The organism is Streptomyces sp. NPDC048606, assembly GCF_040650855.1.
Classification (GTDB): domain Bacteria; phylum Actinomycetota; class Actinomycetes; order Streptomycetales; family Streptomycetaceae; genus Streptomyces.
This window is the reverse complement of record NZ_JBEZIB010000013.1, coordinates 36,442-51,617: the sequence shown is the minus strand read 5'-3', so window position 1 is coordinate 51,617 and position 15,176 is coordinate 36,442. Positions and strand designations below refer to the sequence as shown.

At 72.8% G+C, this 15,176-nt stretch carries 16 protein-coding genes; 12 read left to right on the top strand and 4 right to left on the bottom strand.

Going from position 1 to position 15,176, the window contains the following annotated elements; genetic code table 11:
• Positions 1-214 precede the first annotated feature (214 nt).
• The 3 genes from AB0D01_RS16500 (at position 215) to AB0D01_RS16490 (ending at position 3,675) form a co-directional block, all read left to right on the top strand.
• Complete coding sequence (locus tag AB0D01_RS16500; RefSeq protein WP_363055867.1) at positions 215-1,216, top strand: sugar ABC transporter permease; 1,002 nt, start codon at positions 215-217, stop codon at positions 1,214-1,216.
• Positions 1,213-2,067, top strand: a complete 855-nt coding sequence (locus AB0D01_RS16495; RefSeq protein ID WP_363055866.1) for a carbohydrate ABC transporter permease — start codon at positions 1,213-1,215, stop codon at positions 2,065-2,067. The genes AB0D01_RS16500 and AB0D01_RS16495 overlap by 4 nt, the downstream gene beginning before the upstream one ends.
• Positions 2,068-2,247: 180 nt before the next feature.
• Entirely contained in the window at positions 2,248-3,675 is a 1,428-nt protein-coding gene (locus AB0D01_RS16490) for a GH1 family beta-glucosidase (RefSeq protein WP_363055865.1), read from the top strand.
• Positions 3,676-3,717: 42 nt separating this feature from the next.
• On the opposite strand, the gene AB0D01_RS16485 is transcribed toward AB0D01_RS16490, so the two are convergent.
• Positions 3,718-4,032, bottom strand: a complete 315-nt coding sequence (locus AB0D01_RS16485; protein ID WP_363055864.1) for a hypothetical protein — start codon at positions 4,030-4,032, stop codon at positions 3,718-3,720.
• A 323-nt stretch (positions 4,033-4,355) separates the two neighbouring features.
• Here AB0D01_RS16485 and AB0D01_RS16480 point away from each other — a divergent pair, with 323 nt between their 5' ends.
• The 7 genes from AB0D01_RS16480 (at position 4,356) to AB0D01_RS16450 (ending at position 9,853) form a co-directional block, all read left to right on the top strand.
• A complete protein-coding gene (locus tag AB0D01_RS16480) occupies positions 4,356-5,123 on the top strand; it encodes an NPP1 family protein (RefSeq protein WP_363055863.1) in 768 nt (255 codons plus the stop codon).
• 77 nt (positions 5,124-5,200) lie between these two features.
• Entirely contained in the window at positions 5,201-5,611 is a 411-nt protein-coding gene (locus tag AB0D01_RS16475; protein ID WP_363055862.1) for a VOC family protein, read from the top strand.
• Positions 5,612-5,789: 178 nt separating this feature from the next.
• Complete coding sequence (locus AB0D01_RS16470; RefSeq protein WP_363055861.1) at positions 5,790-6,185, top strand: hypothetical protein; 396 nt, start codon at positions 5,790-5,792, stop codon at positions 6,183-6,185.
• A gap of 151 nt (positions 6,186-6,336) precedes the next feature.
• Positions 6,337-6,615 (top strand): polyprenyl synthetase, encoded by a 279-nt coding sequence (locus tag AB0D01_RS16465; RefSeq protein WP_363055860.1) that lies wholly within the window; start codon positions 6,337-6,339, stop codon positions 6,613-6,615.
• Complete coding sequence (locus AB0D01_RS16460) at positions 6,608-7,660, top strand: polyprenyl synthetase family protein (RefSeq protein WP_363055859.1); 1,053 nt, start codon at positions 6,608-6,610, stop codon at positions 7,658-7,660. Before AB0D01_RS16465 ends, AB0D01_RS16460 begins: the two co-directional genes overlap by 8 nt.
• 88 nt (positions 7,661-7,748) lie before the next feature.
• Positions 7,749-8,912, top strand: coding sequence for an oxygenase MpaB family protein (locus AB0D01_RS16455; RefSeq protein WP_363055858.1), 1,164 nt, complete (start codon positions 7,749-7,751; stop codon positions 8,910-8,912).
• A 206-nt stretch (positions 8,913-9,118) separates the two neighbouring features.
• Complete coding sequence (locus AB0D01_RS16450; RefSeq protein ID WP_363055857.1) at positions 9,119-9,853, top strand: alpha/beta hydrolase; 735 nt, start codon at positions 9,119-9,121, stop codon at positions 9,851-9,853.
• Between the two features lie 55 nt (positions 9,854-9,908).
• Here AB0D01_RS16450 and AB0D01_RS16445 read toward each other — a convergent pair whose 3' ends face one another.
• The 3 genes from AB0D01_RS16445 to AB0D01_RS16435 all read right to left on the bottom strand — a co-directional run bounded on the left by AB0D01_RS16445 (position 9,909) and on the right by AB0D01_RS16435 (position 12,587).
• The gene (locus AB0D01_RS16445; protein WP_363055856.1) at positions 9,909-10,259 is read right to left on the bottom strand and encodes a hypothetical protein; all 351 of its coding nucleotides are present in this window, start codon (positions 10,257-10,259) and stop codon (positions 9,909-9,911) included.
• Between the two features lie 184 nt (positions 10,260-10,443).
• On the bottom strand, positions 10,444-11,991 hold the full coding sequence (locus tag AB0D01_RS16440) for a glycerol-3-phosphate dehydrogenase/oxidase (protein ID WP_363055855.1): 1,548 nt from the start codon (positions 11,989-11,991) through the stop codon (positions 10,444-10,446).
• Positions 11,988-12,587 carry a helix-turn-helix domain-containing protein gene (locus AB0D01_RS16435; protein ID WP_363055854.1) on the bottom strand — a complete coding sequence of 200 codons (600 nt, stop codon included), beginning with the start codon at positions 12,585-12,587 and terminating at the stop codon, positions 11,988-11,990. The genes AB0D01_RS16440 and AB0D01_RS16435 overlap by 4 nt, the downstream gene beginning before the upstream one ends.
• Before the next feature lie 20 nt (positions 12,588-12,607).
• Here AB0D01_RS16435 and AB0D01_RS16430 point away from each other — a divergent pair, with 20 nt between their 5' ends.
• Together AB0D01_RS16430 and AB0D01_RS16425 are read left to right on the top strand one after the other, a co-directional pair.
• Positions 12,608-14,245, top strand: coding sequence for an FAD-binding oxidoreductase (locus AB0D01_RS16430; RefSeq protein ID WP_363055853.1), 1,638 nt, complete (start codon positions 12,608-12,610; stop codon positions 14,243-14,245).
• Positions 14,140-15,165 carry a diacylglycerol kinase gene (locus AB0D01_RS16425; protein WP_363055852.1) on the top strand — a complete coding sequence of 342 codons (1,026 nt, stop codon included), beginning with the start codon at positions 14,140-14,142 and terminating at the stop codon, positions 15,163-15,165. The genes AB0D01_RS16430 and AB0D01_RS16425 overlap by 106 nt, the downstream gene beginning before the upstream one ends.
• Positions 15,166-15,176 lie beyond the last annotated feature (11 nt).

The window sequence follows — 15,176 nt, the reverse complement described above, 5'->3', positions numbered from 1 at the left end:
CCGGCCGGCCGCGCGCACGACCGGCCGTCCCCTCCCGGACGGCCGGGCTCCCCGCGCGGCCCGACGGACCCGCCGCGCCCGTGGGCCCCGCCGCCCCGGCGCGAGCCCCGAGCCGTCGGCCCGGCCCCGACCCCGCTCCGGCTCCGGCTCCGGCTCCGGCTCCGTGACCCTCCCGCCCCCGTCCCCTCCCGTCCCGATCCCGAAGGGCCGCATCGTGTCCCCCACCTCCCTCGCGAAGGCCGGGCCCCGCCGGGCCGGAACCGGCCCCGGCCTCGGTCCCGCCCCCGGGGCCGACCCGGGCGACGGTCCGGCAGCCGCTCTCCGGCGCACCTGGCGCAAGGCCTCCCCGTACGCCTACGTCGCCCCCTTCTTCACCCTGTTCCTCGCCTTCGGCCTCTTCCCGCTCCTCTACACGGCGTTCGTCTCCCTCTACCGCGTCGAGCTCCAGACGAGCGGCGAGATGGAGTGGCGGGGCATCGCCAACTACACCGCGCTCTTCGGCGACGAGTACTTCTGGATCGCGCTGCGCAACACGTTCACCATCGGTGTGCTGTCCACCGTCCCCCAGCTCGCGATGGCACTGGGTCTGGCGCACCTGCTCAACTACAGACTGCGCGGCCGGACGTTCATCCGGACCGCGATCCTGCTCCCCTACGCGACCTCCGTCGCCGCCGCCACGCTCGTCTTCGCGCAGCTCTTCGGCCGCGACTTCGGGCTGATCAACTACGTGATCGGGCTCGTCGGATTCGACCCGGTGGACTGGCAGACGGGCACGGTCGCCTCGCAGATCGCCGTGTCGACGATCGTGATCTGGCGCTGGACCGGCTACAACGCGCTGATCTACCTGGCGGGCATGCAGTCGATCCCGCACGAGCTCTACGAGGCCGCGGAAATGGACGGGGCCTCCCGCTGGCGCCAGTTCATCCACGTGACCCTTCCCGGACTGCGGCCGACGATCGTCTTCACCGTGATCGTCTCGACGATCGGCGCGACCCAGCTCTTCGGCGAACCCCTGCTGTTCGAGGGGTCGATCTCCGGCGGCATCTCGCACCAGTACCAGACCCTGGGCCTGTACATGTACGAACAGGGCTGGGGCTTCTTCCACCTGGGGCGGGCCGCGGCCATCGCCTGGGTGATGTTCGTCCTGATCGTGCTGCTCGTCGGGGTCAACGCCCTGATCGCGCGCCGCCGCACCCGCAAGGAGGCTGGCCGATGACCGCGCTCGCCCGACCGTCGTCCGGGGCCGGGAAGACGATGACGGGCGGCTGGTTCGCCTACCTCGTCCTCGGCTTCGCGCTGCTGATCTCGGCGTTCCCCTTCTACTGGACGATCGTCGCGGCCAGCCGCTCCAACGCGGACCTGGCGCGGGTGCCGCCGAGCCTGCTGCCCGGCCCGAACCTGGTGAAGAACTTCGAGGCGGTCCTCGAAGAGGCGGACATCGGCAAGGCCCTGCTGAACTCGCTGATCGTCTCCGGGGCGATCACCGTGGGCACGGTGCTCTCCTGCACGCTGGCCGGGTTCGCCTTCGCCAAGCTCCGCTTCCGGGGCAGGGGCGCTCTGCTGACGTTGACGATCGGCACGATGATGATCCCGCCGCAGCTCGGGGTGATCCCGCTGTTCATGCTGATCGCCGAACTCCAGTGGGTGAACCAGCTCCAGGCGGTGATCCTGCCGGGTCTGGTGTCGGCGTTCGGGGTGTTCTTCATGCGCCAGTACCTGGTCCAGTCGCTGCCGGACGAGCTGATCGAGGCGGCCCGCGTGGACGGGGCCTCCACGGCCCGCGTCTTCTGGTCGATCGTGATCCCGATCGCGCGGCCGGGGATGGCGGTGCTCGGAATGCTCACGTTCATGACGGCGTGGAACGACTTCTTCTGGCCGGTGATCGCGCTGTCCTCGCAGGAGCCGACGGTGCAGGTCGCCCTGCGACAGCTGGGCGGCGGCTACGTCAACGACCAGTCGGTCATCATGGCCGGAACTCTGCTCGGCACGCTGCCGGTACTGCTCGTCTTCGGCCTGCTGGGCCGGCAGATCGTCGGCGGCATCATGCAGGGCGCGGTGAAGGGCTGACGCGCTCGCCCCACCCGGCCGATGGACCCACCGGCCCGATCGCTCCTACCGGTCCGATCGACCCACCGGCCGCACCGCCCACACCGCCCGCATGCACCCCCATGAGCTCATCGGACTCATGGGGCTCATGGGCCCCTCCGATCGTCCCCTTTCCCCCTACCCTCCTGGAGTGTCCGTCTCATGACCGCTGTCGACGCCCGCCCGGCGACCTCCACGGGCACCCGCCCCGAGACCGGGACCGCACTGCGCTTCCCCACGGGATTCCGTTGGGGCACCGCCACCGCCGCCTACCAGATCGAGGGGGCGGCAGCCGAGAACGGCCGGACGCCGTCCATCTGGGACACCTTCAGCCGTACGCCCGGCAAGGTCCGCAACGGTGACACCGGTGACATCGCCGCCGACCACCTGCACCGGATGCCGGACGACGTGAAGCTGATGAGGGAACTCGGCGTCACGGACTACCGCTTCTCCGTCTCCTGGCCCCGGGTCCAGCCGACGGGGCGGGGCCCGGCCGTGGAGTGCGGCCTGGACTTCTACCGCCGTCTGGTGGACGAGCTGCTGGCGAACGGCATCAGGCCGGTCGCGACGCTCTACCACTGGGACCTCCCCCAGGAGCTGGAGGACGCGGGCGGCTGGCCGCACCGCGACACCGCGCACCGGTTCGCGGACTACGCGGACCTGGTGGCCGGGGCGTTGGGCGACCGGGTGGCCACCTGGACGACGCTGAACGAGCCCTGGTGCGGCGCGTTCCTCGGGTACGGGAACGGGGTCCACGCCCCCGGCCGCACCAGTGACCTCGCCGCGCTGCGCGCGGCCCACCACTTCAACCTGGCGCACGGGGCCGCGGTCCGCGTCCTGCGTGACCGCCTCGCGTCCACCGCCGAGATCTCCCTGACCCTGAACCTCCACGCCCTGCGCCCGCTGACGGACACGGCGGCGGACCTGGACGCGGTACGCCGCATCGACGCGGTGGCGAACCGGATCTTCCTGGACCCCGTGTTCCACGGGCGGCTGCCGTCGGACCTGGTCGAGGACACGAAGCGGGTGACGGACTGGTCGTTCGTCCAGGACGGTGACCTGGAGGTCACGTCCGCCCCCATCGACTCGCTGGGCCTCAACTACTACTCCCCCAGCGTGGTTTCGGCCGGCTCCTCCGCCTCGCCGGCCCCCTGGGCGGGCGCGGAGCGACATGTGGCGTTCACCCCGGCGGCGGGCCCGCGCACGGCGATGGACTGGCCGGTGGACGCGAACGGCCTGTACGAGTTGCTGACCCGACTGCGCGACGAACTCCCCGGCCTGCCGCTCCTGGTGACGGAGAACGGGGCGGCGTACGACGACTACGCGGACCCGGAGGGACAGGTCCACGACCCCGAGCGGGTGGCGTACCTGGACGCGCACCTGACGGCCGTGCACCGGGCCATCGAGGACGGCGTGGACGTACGGGGCTACTTCCTGTGGAGCCTGCTGGACAACTTCGAGTGGGCCTACGGGTACAGCAAGCGGTTCGGCATCGTCCACGTGGACTTCGCGTCCCAGCGCCGGACGGTGAAGGACAGCGCGCGATGGTACGCGCGGGTCATCGCGCGGAACGGGCTGGCGCGGGGCTGAGCGGGACCCGCCTCGTACGGGAACGGGACGCCGGGTGGCGGGCTACCGGTTCTGCCACACCGGCGCGGGGCGGAGGGGCGCGCGCCGCTTGCCGGCTTCGATGCCGAGGAACAGGGCCCCCGAGGCGAGGGTCGCGAGGAAAGACAGCACCATGGCGAGCGGCAGCAGGACGTTGGCGGTCTGCCCCAGGCCCAGCCACAGCGTCGCCGTGGCCGAGGCCAGGGCCACCAGCAGCGGGATCCTCGCGGTGAGCGACAGTCTGCCGCTCACCGCGACGAAGGCGTACCCGATGAGCAGGCCCGGCCCGATGGCCACCACCACACCCAGGAACAGGAAGATGAGCAGGGCGACGATCATGTGTTACCGACCTCCGGGTCTCGTGGCCGGCGCACGCCGAAGGCGCGCGGATTCACGTTCGCCCCGGCCCGGCGGGCCTGTCCGTACGTCATGCTGTCAGATTTTCTGAACACGTTCAACGCGGATCGTGGAGGGTGCCGCGGGGGTGCGTTTCCGGGCACTCCGCCCATCGGCAACGCACATGCGGGGCAAGGGAGTTGGTGACACGCGTAGGTGACGGATCCGTTGCCGCACGCCCCTTGCCCTGGTGGACGCGGCTCGCCAATGATGCTGCGGGCGTTCACCGGCCCGCGCATCGGCCACGACACTCCAGGAGACCTCGTATGCGGACCAGTCATCGCGGCCGGAAGTCGGCGGCCGTCGTCGGAGCCGCCCTCGCGCTGGTCGTCGCCGTCCCCCAGGTGGCCTTCGCGGCGCCGCCCCCGGGCCTCGCGGGCAACGCCTCCGCCCTGGAGTCGACGTTCCAGCCGGCCTACGACTACGACACCGACGGCTGTTACCCGACGCCCGCGATCGGCGTGAACGGCGAACTCAACGGCGGGTTGAAGCCCACGGGCGCCCTCAACGGGAACTGCCGGGACGCCTCGGACCTCGACAACACCAACGGCTATTCCCGCGCCAAGTGCAACAACGGCTGGTGCGCGGTCCTGTACGCCCTCTACTTCGAGAAGGACCAGGCCCTCGCCGGCGTCAGCCTGGGCGGACACCGCCACGACTGGGAGCACGTGGTGGTGTGGACCAGGAACGGTACGGCCGAGTACGTGTCGACCTCGGCGCACGGCGACTTCGTCGTCCACGCGCGGGACCGGATCCGGTGGGACGGCGACCACCCGAAGATCGTCTACCACAAGGACGGCATCGGCACCCACTGCTTCCGGGCGGCGAACAACAACGACGAGCCGCCGGAGAACCACCGCCGCACCTGGCAGTTCCCCACCCTCGTCGGCTGGGACGGCTATCCCGCGAACCTCCGGGACAAGCTGAGCACGGCCGACTTCGGCAGCGCGCACTTCGGCCTGCGCGACGACTCCTTCGCCTCGCACCTGACGAAGGCCAAGCCCGCGGGGATCGCCTTCGACCCGAACGCCTGACGGGCCCGGCCCGGCGCGGCCGGCGCGGCCTCGGAGCCTCGGCGCGTACGGACCGCGACACAGGGCAAACGGCGGGCATGACCGTACCCAAGACGACCGTTCTCGTCCTCGACAGCGCCGAGCCCGAGCTGCTGGCCCGCTTCTACGCCGACCTGCTCGGCGCGGCGGTGGAGCCGGCGCCGGGAGACGGGGAACTCCTCCTCATCACCGGCCCCACGGGCGCGGCGCTCGGCATCCGCCGCGACCCGTCCCACATACCTCCGACCTGGCCGCTCCCGGAGGGCTCCCACCAGGCCCACGTGCTGATCCGGGTCGACGGGCGGGACCTCGACGAGGCCGAGCGCGAGGCCGTGGCCCTCGGGGCCCGACCGATGACCGCCCGGGACGACGGGGCCGCACCGGGCAGCCGCACGACCGTACGGCGCTACGCCGATCCGGCGGGCCACGCGTTCGTCCTCGAAGCGGAGGCTCCTCCCCTGCGACTGTAGGGCGAATCGCCTGGTACCGGGGGAATCCGTCCCTTGGTCTCGCCGGTCCCCGAGACTTCCCCAGGAGAGGGAAAGCGGTGGGGTCGGCAGACACCGATGAGTTTTCCGGTCCCGGGCGGTCTACCTCTCCGACGGGCCGAAAGCCGGCCCCGGCGGAAGCCCGGGAAGGGTGAGGAACATGAGGTACATGATCCAGATGAACGTGCCGGTCGAGGAGTGGGACGCCATCATGTCGTCGTACTCGAAGGACGACATGGAGGCCATGTTCGCCCACATGAACGCCCTCAACGCGGATCTGACCTCCGCGGGGGAATGGGTGGACGGTCAGGGGCTGGGCGGTCCCTCCCTGGTCAAGACGGTACGGGCCGGCAGCGACGGGCGGCCGCAGGTGACCTCGGGTCCCGGCCAGGCCGGCGGGCACATCCTGGCCGGGTACTGGGTGGTCGACGTCCAGAGCGAGGAACGGGCCCTGGAGATCGCCGCCCGGGCGTCGGCGTGCCCCGGCCCGGGCGGCACGCCCGGCAACGACCCGGTCGAGGTGCACCCGATCCCCGGTGACCCCACGCAGGCCTGAGCCCGGCCACCCCTGCCGCGCGCCGCACTCCGCCCACGGCCGGTTCACCCGATCGTGAGTTCCTCCGGCCGGGGGTCGGGCGCGCTGCGAACCTGGGAGGCGCGGCAGGTCACGGGCGTCCGCCCGGCCGCGCCCCAGGGGAGGAGAGGCCATGACAGGGAACACGGGACGACGCGGGGGCCCGGAGGAACGGGCCGTCCTGGTGGCGGTGGGACTCGCCGACCTGGCGGTGAACTTCGTGGGCACGGCCCTGGAGTACGTGTGGGGGGCGCTGCGCCGCTCGGACACGGCCGAGCTGGCGGCGGACGCCGAGCGTGATCTGCTCGCGCACGGCCGCCTGGTGATGGACCGGTACGCGTCCGCCCCGCCGGCCCACCTGGAGGTCCTCGCCCGACACGCTCTGGCCCGGCGCGCCGGTGATCATGTCTGATCGGTGGGATCCCGCCGCGTTCAAGGCCCGCGTCGACGAGGTGCTGCGGGAATTCGTCGCCGTCGAGGCCGACCTGCTGTCGGCCGTCGACCCCCTTCTCGGGCCGGTGGCCGGCGCGCTGGAGGACGCGGTCGCCGACGGCAAGCGGTTGCGCGCGGCGTTCTGCTACTGGGGCTGGCGCGCGGCCGGGCAGCCCGACAGCCACGCGTTGGTGCGGGCGGCGGCCTCGATGGAGCTGGTGCACGCCGCCGCGGTGGTGCACGACGACCTCATCGACGACAGCCCCCTCCGGCACGGCCGCCCCACGGCGCACATCGCGTTGCGCGAGGCCGTACGTCGTCGATCGCATGCCGACGCGGCCGCCCGGTCGCTCGCGATGCTGGTGGGCGATCTGCTGATGTCGCTGGCCGGGCAGCTCTTCGCCACCAGCGGCCTGCCCGCCGCGTACCTGTCCCGGGCCCGCCCGCTGTGGTCGGTGATGGCCCGGGAACTGATCGCGGGCGAGTGCCTGGAGATCCTGCGTACCGGGACCCCTCCGGACACCTCGGAATCGCTGAAGGTGATCCGGTACAAGACCGCCAAGTACACCGTCGAGCAGCCCCTGCTGATCGGCGCGGCCCTGGCGGGAGCCGGCGACCGGCTCCGGCAGGGCTGCTCCGCGTACGGGCTGCCGCTCGGGGAGGCGTTCCAGCTGCGGGACGATCTGCTCGGGCTGTTCGGCGACCCGGCGCGCACGGGCAAGGCCAACGCCGACGACGTACGCGGTCACCGGCCCACCGCCCTGCTGGCCGAGACGTGGCGCCTGGCCGGCGGGGGCGAGCGGGAGCGGCTCTCCTCGCTGCTCGGCCGCCGCGACCTCGACGAGGCGGGACTGGCCGAGATCCGCGAGGTGATGCGCGGGGTGAAGGCCCCCGACCGCATCGAGGTGATGATCGGCGAGCGGGTCGACGAGGCCCTGACCGTGCTCGGGACCCTGAACGTGCCCGCGCCCGCCACGGCCGCCCTCACCTCCCTGGCGGGTTCCGCCGCGATCCGGCGGTCCTGACCCCCCGCCCGGCGCCGACGACCGATGGCGGATGACGGATTCCGGATGACCGATGACCGATGACCGATGACGTACGAGGAGACCCGTCGTGACCTACACCGAGGCATCCATGGACTCGTTGCGGCAGGCCGGTGACGAACTCGCCGACGCCACCGTGGCCACGCTCTTCGAACGGGGGGAGGTGGGCAAGTTCAACACCCTGATGCGGTACGTCTCCACCGTCGGCGCCCCCTTGCCGGACGGGCTGCCCGAGGTGGCCCGGGAGTACCTGCACGTCACGGGTGCGCCGCCGGCGTGGGTGGACTGGGGCGAGATGGAGCGGGCCCGGCTCTTCTTCATCGACAACAACGTGCACATCTCCACCGCCCTGTCCTTCGCCTCCATGCCCGCCTGCTACGTCGTCCCGCACGTGGCGAAGCTCCTGTCGGCCACCCACGGACTGAAGTACCCGTCCAAGCGGATGGCGGAGACCGGCCAGTTCACCGTCTACCTGATGCAGCCCGACGCCTTCGAGAGCGGCAGCCGCTTTATCCCCGCCGCCCAGAAGGTGCGCCTCCTGCACGCCTCCATCCGCCACCACCTCGTCCGCGAGAACCGGTGGGACACCGGGGCACTCGGCACGCCGATCTGTCAGGAGGACATGATCGGTGGGCAGATGTTCTTCTCGATGCTCGTCCTGGACAGCCTGCACCGCCTGGGCATCCACATGTCCACGGAGGGCGCCGAGGCCTACTACTACGCCTGGCGCGTGGTCGGCGCGATGCTCGGCGTCGACCAGGACGCCGTCCCCAAGACCCTGGAGGAGGCGCGAGCGTTCCTCGATCTGTACATGGTCCGGCACATGGCGCCGTCCGAGGAGGGCGCCCATCTGACCCGGCAGCTCATCGACCTCTACGAGGAGATCGTGCCGGGCACCTTCTTCGACCCGATCGTCTCGGCGCTCATCCGCCATCTGGTCGGCGACACCTGCGCGGACTGGCTCCGGGTGCCGCGCACCCCCTGGGACACCGTCGTCAAGGCCGTGCCGCACCTCCTCGGCGTCCTGGAGAGCATCGAGGACCACTCCCCCCTCGGCGCCTGGGTGCTCGACCGCCTCGGCCACCTCACGACCGTCCTCGAACTGTCCTCCCTCACCCGTGGTCGTGTCATGCACTACGCGATCCCGGAGCAGCTGAAGAAGGAGTTCGACGTCGACGCGACGGTGCCCCGCACCCACCGCTGGGTTCCCCCCGCCCCGACGCTCTCCTCCTGACGGGCCCCGGAGCGTACGGGGCGGCGAGAAAACCGGTTGGCCGTCCCGACGGACGCTGTTAGGTTTTCCGAGGCCGTGCGAGAGATCGAGGAGGTGGTACCCGTGAACGCAGTATCGACATGGGTGCTCCCCTCAGGGGTCACGGTCGGACGCTGAACAGGTCGTCCGGGAGCGCCGTCTCACGAGCACTCCCGAAAGGCACGACCATGCGGTTCACCTCCGAACAGCACCTCGACGACACCATCCTCGAACGCGAGTTCACCCTCGACGGGATTCCCGGCATCCTGTGGACACCCACCTCCGTGTCCGGGCCGACGCCCCTGATCCTGCTCGGCCACCCGCCCCTCGGGCTGCGCCGGATGTACCCCCGCCTGGTGGACCGGGCCGGGCAGGCCGCGGCGGAGGGCTTCGCCGCGGCCACGATCGAGCTGCCCGGAAGCGGCGACCGGCCCCGCCTGCCCGGCGTCGAACAGGCCCGTGCCGCCATGCGCCGGGCGATGGACGCGGACGAGCCGGTCGGCCCCGAGATCGTCGACGCCCTCGTCCTGCCCCTCGTCGAGCGGGCGGTACCGGAGTGGCGGGCCGCCCTGGACTCCCTCCTGGCGCTGCCCGGGATCGGCGGCCCGGTCGGCTACTCGGGGGGAGTGATCTCCATCGGCGTCCGCCTCGCGGCGGTGGAGCCCCGCGTCGCGGCCGCCGTTCTGTTCGCGGGCAGCCTCGTACCGCGCGCCGTGTTCGAGGAGGCCCGACAGGTCACGGTTCCCCTGCACGTCCTCTTGCAGTGGGACGACGAGGGCAACGAACGGGAGGCGGCCCTGGAGCTGTTCGACGCCTTCGGTTCGAAGGACAAGTCCCTGCACGCCCATCTCGGCGGTCATGCCGGCGTCCCGCGGTCCGCCGGTGAGGCGGCGACGCGGTTCTTCGCCCGGCACCTGAAGTAGGTCCGGGAGGCCGCCCCGCCCCGCCCGCCCGTGTCGGGTCGGGGCGGGGCGGCTGTCAGCCCTCCGTCACGGTGCCCTGGTGCTCGCCGCCGGTGTCGAAGTACCGGTCCAGGTAGGACTCCTCGTCGAGCGGGCTGTCGCGCAGGAGGGAGAAGACCTCGTCTCCGTCGCCCGGCCGCCCCCCGGTGGCCAGGCGGTAGCACTGGGCCAGCTCCAGGTAGCGCAGGCCGTTCTCCCCCGCGTAGGTCCGCGCCTCGTCCTCCGCCCTGGCGGCGGCCTGGGACATCGAGACGGCCTGCCACAGGGTCAGGCGCTCCTCGTAGGTCGTGTCGTCCACGACGTCCCACCGGAACACGCAGCGCACCGCGTACCAGGCCTTCTCGTCTGCGATGTCCGCGGTTGACATGGTGCTCTCCTTGGCTGACACACCGCACGGGGCATGATCGGTCGAGTGCCCAGGGTCTGGACTGGCACCGAGTTTCACCTCGGCGGACCCTCCCCGCAACCGCCTGCTTGCTCTGCCGAGGTCGTCAAGGGCCCGCTCCCGCACGACCGGTGATCCAGGCAGGGCGGGGCCGGGCCTTCGCGCGTCAGGATCCGAGTTGGGCGAGGACGTCCTCGACGCCGGGGCGCGCGGCCCGCGCGTCCCGGTCGACGAGGCCGATGCGGGTGCGGCGGTGCAGGACGTCGTCGGCGTCGAGGGCCCCCTCGTGGGTGACCGTGTAGGCGATCTCGGCGCGGGTGACGTTGACGCGGGGGGCTATGCGTCCGAGCGGGTCCGAGACCGTGGCGGTGTCGAGTACGGCGCCGGCCTCGCCGCCGTAGCGGGCGAGGAGGGGCGCGGGGACGTCCGCGCGGACGGCGGTGGGGGTCTCGGGGTGGCCGGGGGCGCCGACGAGCGGGAGGTCGCGGGTGCGGCAGGGGTCCGCTCGCAGGTCCCGGATCCGGCAGGCCAGGTCCACGGCGTCCTGGGCCATGGCGCGGTAGGTGGTGAGCTTGCCGCCGACGACGGTGATGGTGCCGGACGGGGCCTCGCGGACGGCGTGGCGGCGGGAGAGGTCGGCGGTCTCCCCGCCGCCCGTGTCGAGCAGGGGGCGCAGTCCGGCGAAGGAGCCCAGGACGTCGGCGCGGGTCAGGTCGCGTTCCAGGGCCGTGTTCACGGTGGCGAGGAGGAAGTCGATCTCCTCCTCGGTGGGCACGGGGACGTCCGGGACCGGCCCGGGGGCGTCCTCGTCGGTCAGGCCCAGGACGACGCGCCCCAGTTGCTGCGGCAGGGCGAAGACGAAGCGGCTCGTCGTGCCGGGCACCGGTACGGTCAGCGCGCCGCGCGGCCGGCCGAGGGTGGCGGCGTCGAGGACGAGGTGGGTGCCGCGGCTGGGGCGCAGCCGTATGGAGTCGTCGACCTGGTCGGCCCAGACGCCGGTCGCGTTGATCACGGCGCGTGCCGTGACCTCGATGGCGGTGTCGGTCAGGGTGTCCGTGAGGACGGCGGAGGAACCGGTGACCCGGCCGGCGCGGACGCGCGTGAGGACGCGGGCGCCGTGTCCGGCGGCGGTGCGGGCGAGTGCGGTGACGAGGCGGGCGTCGTCGACGAGTTGGCCGTCGTGGGCGACGAGGGCGCCGCGCAGGCCCTGGGTGCGGACGGCGGGCACCAGGCGGGCCGCCTCGGCGGGGCCGACGCGTCGGGCGCGGGGCAGCAGGGCCGCCGGGGTGCGCGCGGCCATCCGCAGGGCGTCTCCGGCCGTGAAGCCGGTGCGGACCAGCAGCGCGGCGCGGCGGGAGACGGAGGGCAGGAGGGGGACCATCTGCGGCAGGGCGCGGATGAGGTGCGGTGCGGTGCGGGTCATGAGGACGCCGCGTTCGACCGCGCTCTCGTGGGCGACGCCGATCCGGCCGGAGGCGAGGTAGCGCAGGCCTCCGTGGACGAGTTTGGAGCTCCAGCGGCTGGTGCCGAAGGCGAGGTCGTTGGCCTCGACGAGGACGGTGCGCAGTCCGCGCGAGGCGGCGTCCAGGGCCACGCCGGTGCCGGTCACTCCCCCACCGATGACGAGCACGTCCACGCCGGCGCCGCCGGCGAGGGCTTCGAGGTCGGCGGTGCGGCGGGCGGAGTCCAGGGCGGTCGGGGAGCGTCGGTTCATGGTTTCAGGTATCCGTTCAGTGCGATCGCCAGTTCGCGACGCCACGCGGTCTCGGGCAGCAGCTCGGCGACCATGCGGTGCGACTGGACCGTGGACTGGGTGATGAGCAGCACCATGGCGGAGAGTTCCAGGGGTTCCCCGGCGCGCACCGTGCCGTCCTGTTGGGCGGCGGCCAGCAGGCCGCTGAGCTGGTCGATCAGGTCGCGCTGGCTGGTGCCGAGCCGCTGGACGACGTACTCGGAGATCAGGTCGGCGTCGCCCTGGAAGAGGGCGCCGAGCACGCGGTGGTCGCGCATCTGGACGGCGATCTCGACGATCCACCGGACGAGGCCCTCGCGGTCGTCCGAGGCGCGCGGCGTGCGGGCGACGGTGTCGAGGATCTCGCGGGTCAGCAGGGAGCCGACGAGGGCGCGGACGTCCGGCCAGCGCCGGTAGACGGTGGGGCGGCTGACGCCCGCGCGCCGTGCGATCTCGGTGAGCTGGACGCGACCGCCCAGCACCGCGACCAGTTCGGCGGCGGCGTCGAGGATCCGGTCGTCGAGACTGCGGTCTCCGGTTCGGGGAGATGTGGTGGCATCAGCGTTACGCATTGACATGATGTGGAAAACTGTAACGCATGTCTACGGAACCTCACCTGCCGCCGGGCGGTGCCTCGACCCTTCCGCTGCCTCCGATGGCCTGGAACGCCTGGGGCGACCCGGCGCTCGCCAAGCCCCTGACCGACGAGATCGCGGCGCTGGTCCGCGGGCTCCTGGAGATATCCCCCTCGGACGCCGCCCCGATCGCCGCCGGGGACGTCCGCCTCAAGCCCTCGCGCCTGAGCGGGGTGCACCTGCGGGGGCTCGCCGGGATCGTCGGCGAGGAGCACGTGTCCACCCTGGACGGCGACCGGCTGCCCCGGGCGGGCGGGAAGTCCACGCCGGACCTGCTGCGGCGACGCTCCTCGGAGCCGCAGGACGCCCCGGACGGTGTGGTGGTGCCGGGCAGCGAGGGGGAGATCGCCGAGCTGCTCACCTTCTGCACCCGCCAGCGCATCGCGGTGGTGCCGTTCGGCGGCGGTACGAGCGTCGTCGGCGGACTCGACCCGGTGCGCGGGGAGTTCGCCGCGGTCGTCTCCCTGGACCTGCGGCGCTTCGACGTCCTGCACTCCCTGGACGAGGTGTCCGGGGAGGCCGAACTCGGCGCGGGCGTGACGGGTCCGCGCGCCGAGGAACTCCTCGCGGCACGCGGCTTCGAACTGGGCCACTACCCGCAGAGCTTCCGCTTCGCCACGATCGGCGGGTTCGCGGCGACCCGGTCCTCGGGGCAGGACTCCGCCGGCCACGGCCGCTTCGACGACATGGTCCAGGGGCTGCGGGTGATCACCCCCTCCGGCGTCCTCGACCTCGGTCGCGGGCCGGCCTCGGCCGCCGGGCCGGACCTGCGCCAGGTGTTCCTGGGCTCGGAGGGCGCGCTGGGGGTGATCACCCGGGTCAGGGTGCGGGTGCACCCGCTGCCCGACGTCAAGCGCTACGAGGCGTGGAGCTTCCCGGACTTCGCCACCGGCGCCGCCGCCCTGCGCGCGGTCGCCCAGCAGGGCACCGGACCCACCGTGCTGCGCCTGTCGGACGAGACCGAGACGGGGGTCAACCTGGCGATGACGGCGAAGATCGGCGCGCCCCAGGCGGTGTCCGGCGCTCTCGCGATCACCGTCTTCGAGGGGTCCGAGGCGGCGACCGCGGCCCGGCAGCAACTGACTCGCGCCGTCCTGACGGAGGCCGGGGGCACCTCGCTGGGCGAGGAGCCGGCCCGAGCCTGGGAACACGGCCGGTTCGGCGCCCCGTACCTGCGCGACGCCCTGCTGGACGGCGGCGCGCTGTGCGAGACGTTGGAGACCGCGACCAGCTGGTCGAACCTGGAGGACCTGCGGACCGCCGTGACCGCGGCGCTCCAGACGGCCCTGCGGGCGACGGGCTCCACCTCCCTGGTCATGTGCCACATCTCGCACGTGTACGCGACCGGCGCCTCGCTGTACTTCACCGTGCTCGGCGCCCAGCGCGGGGACGCCGTCGAGCAGTGGCGGAGCGTCAAGACCGCCGCCGGCGACGCGATCCTCGGCCACGGCGGCACCATCACCCACCACCACGCGGTGGGCACGGACCACAAGCCGTGGATGCGCGAGGAGATCGGCGACCTGGGCGCGGCGGTACTGCGCGCCGTCAAGGGCGCCGTGGATCCGGCCGGCATCCTCAACCCGGGAAAGCTCATCCCGTGAGACCGGAGCCGACGCGGCGCCCGGTGAAGGACGTAACGGTGCTGACGAACCCGGCGGCGGGCTCCGGCCGCGCCGCCGGGGTCGCCGGGGCGGCGGTGGCACGGCTGCGCGAACTCGGCGTACGCACGCACGTCGAGGCGGGCACGGATCCGCGGGACGCCCTGCGCCGGGCCCGTGCGGCCGTCGACCGGGGCGTCGACGCGCTCGTGGTGGTCGGCGGGGACGGGATGGCGGCCCTGGCCGTCCAGGCGCTCGCCGGCACGGACGTGCCGCTCGGCGTCGTACCCGCCGGGACGGGCAACGACGTCGCGCGGCAGTACGGCCTCCCCCGGGGGAACCCGGGCGCCGCGGCGGAGGTCGTCGCGGCCGGCCGGACGCTGCGCGTGGACACGGGTCTCGTGGAGACGGCCGACGGGACGAGCCGGTACTTCGTCTCGGTCCTGGCCATCGGCTTCGACTCCCTGGTGAGCGACCGGGCCAACCGGATGCGCCGACCGCGCGGGCGCGCCCGGTACAACATCGCCATGCTGCGGGAACTGGCCGGGCTGCGCCCCCTGCCGTTCCGGCTCGTGCTCGACGGCGGACGGGAGGTCATCGCGCGCGACCTGGCGCTGGCGTCGGTGGGCAACTCGCGGAGCTACGGCGGGGGCATGCTCATCTGTCCGGACGCGGACCCCTGCGACGGGCTGCTCGACCTGACGCTCGTGGACGCCATGCCGCGCGCCAGGCTCGTGCGGTTCTTCCCCACCGTCTTCACGGGCGGGCACGTGCGCAGGAGCGAGGTGACCACGCGCCGCACGACGTCGCTGCGCGTGGAGAGCCCGGGGATCAACGTGTACGCGGACGGGGACCACGTGGGTCCGCTGCCGGCCGAGATCCGCGTGGTACCGCGCTCCTTGTCGCTGCTGGTCCCGGACTGATCCGGCCGCCC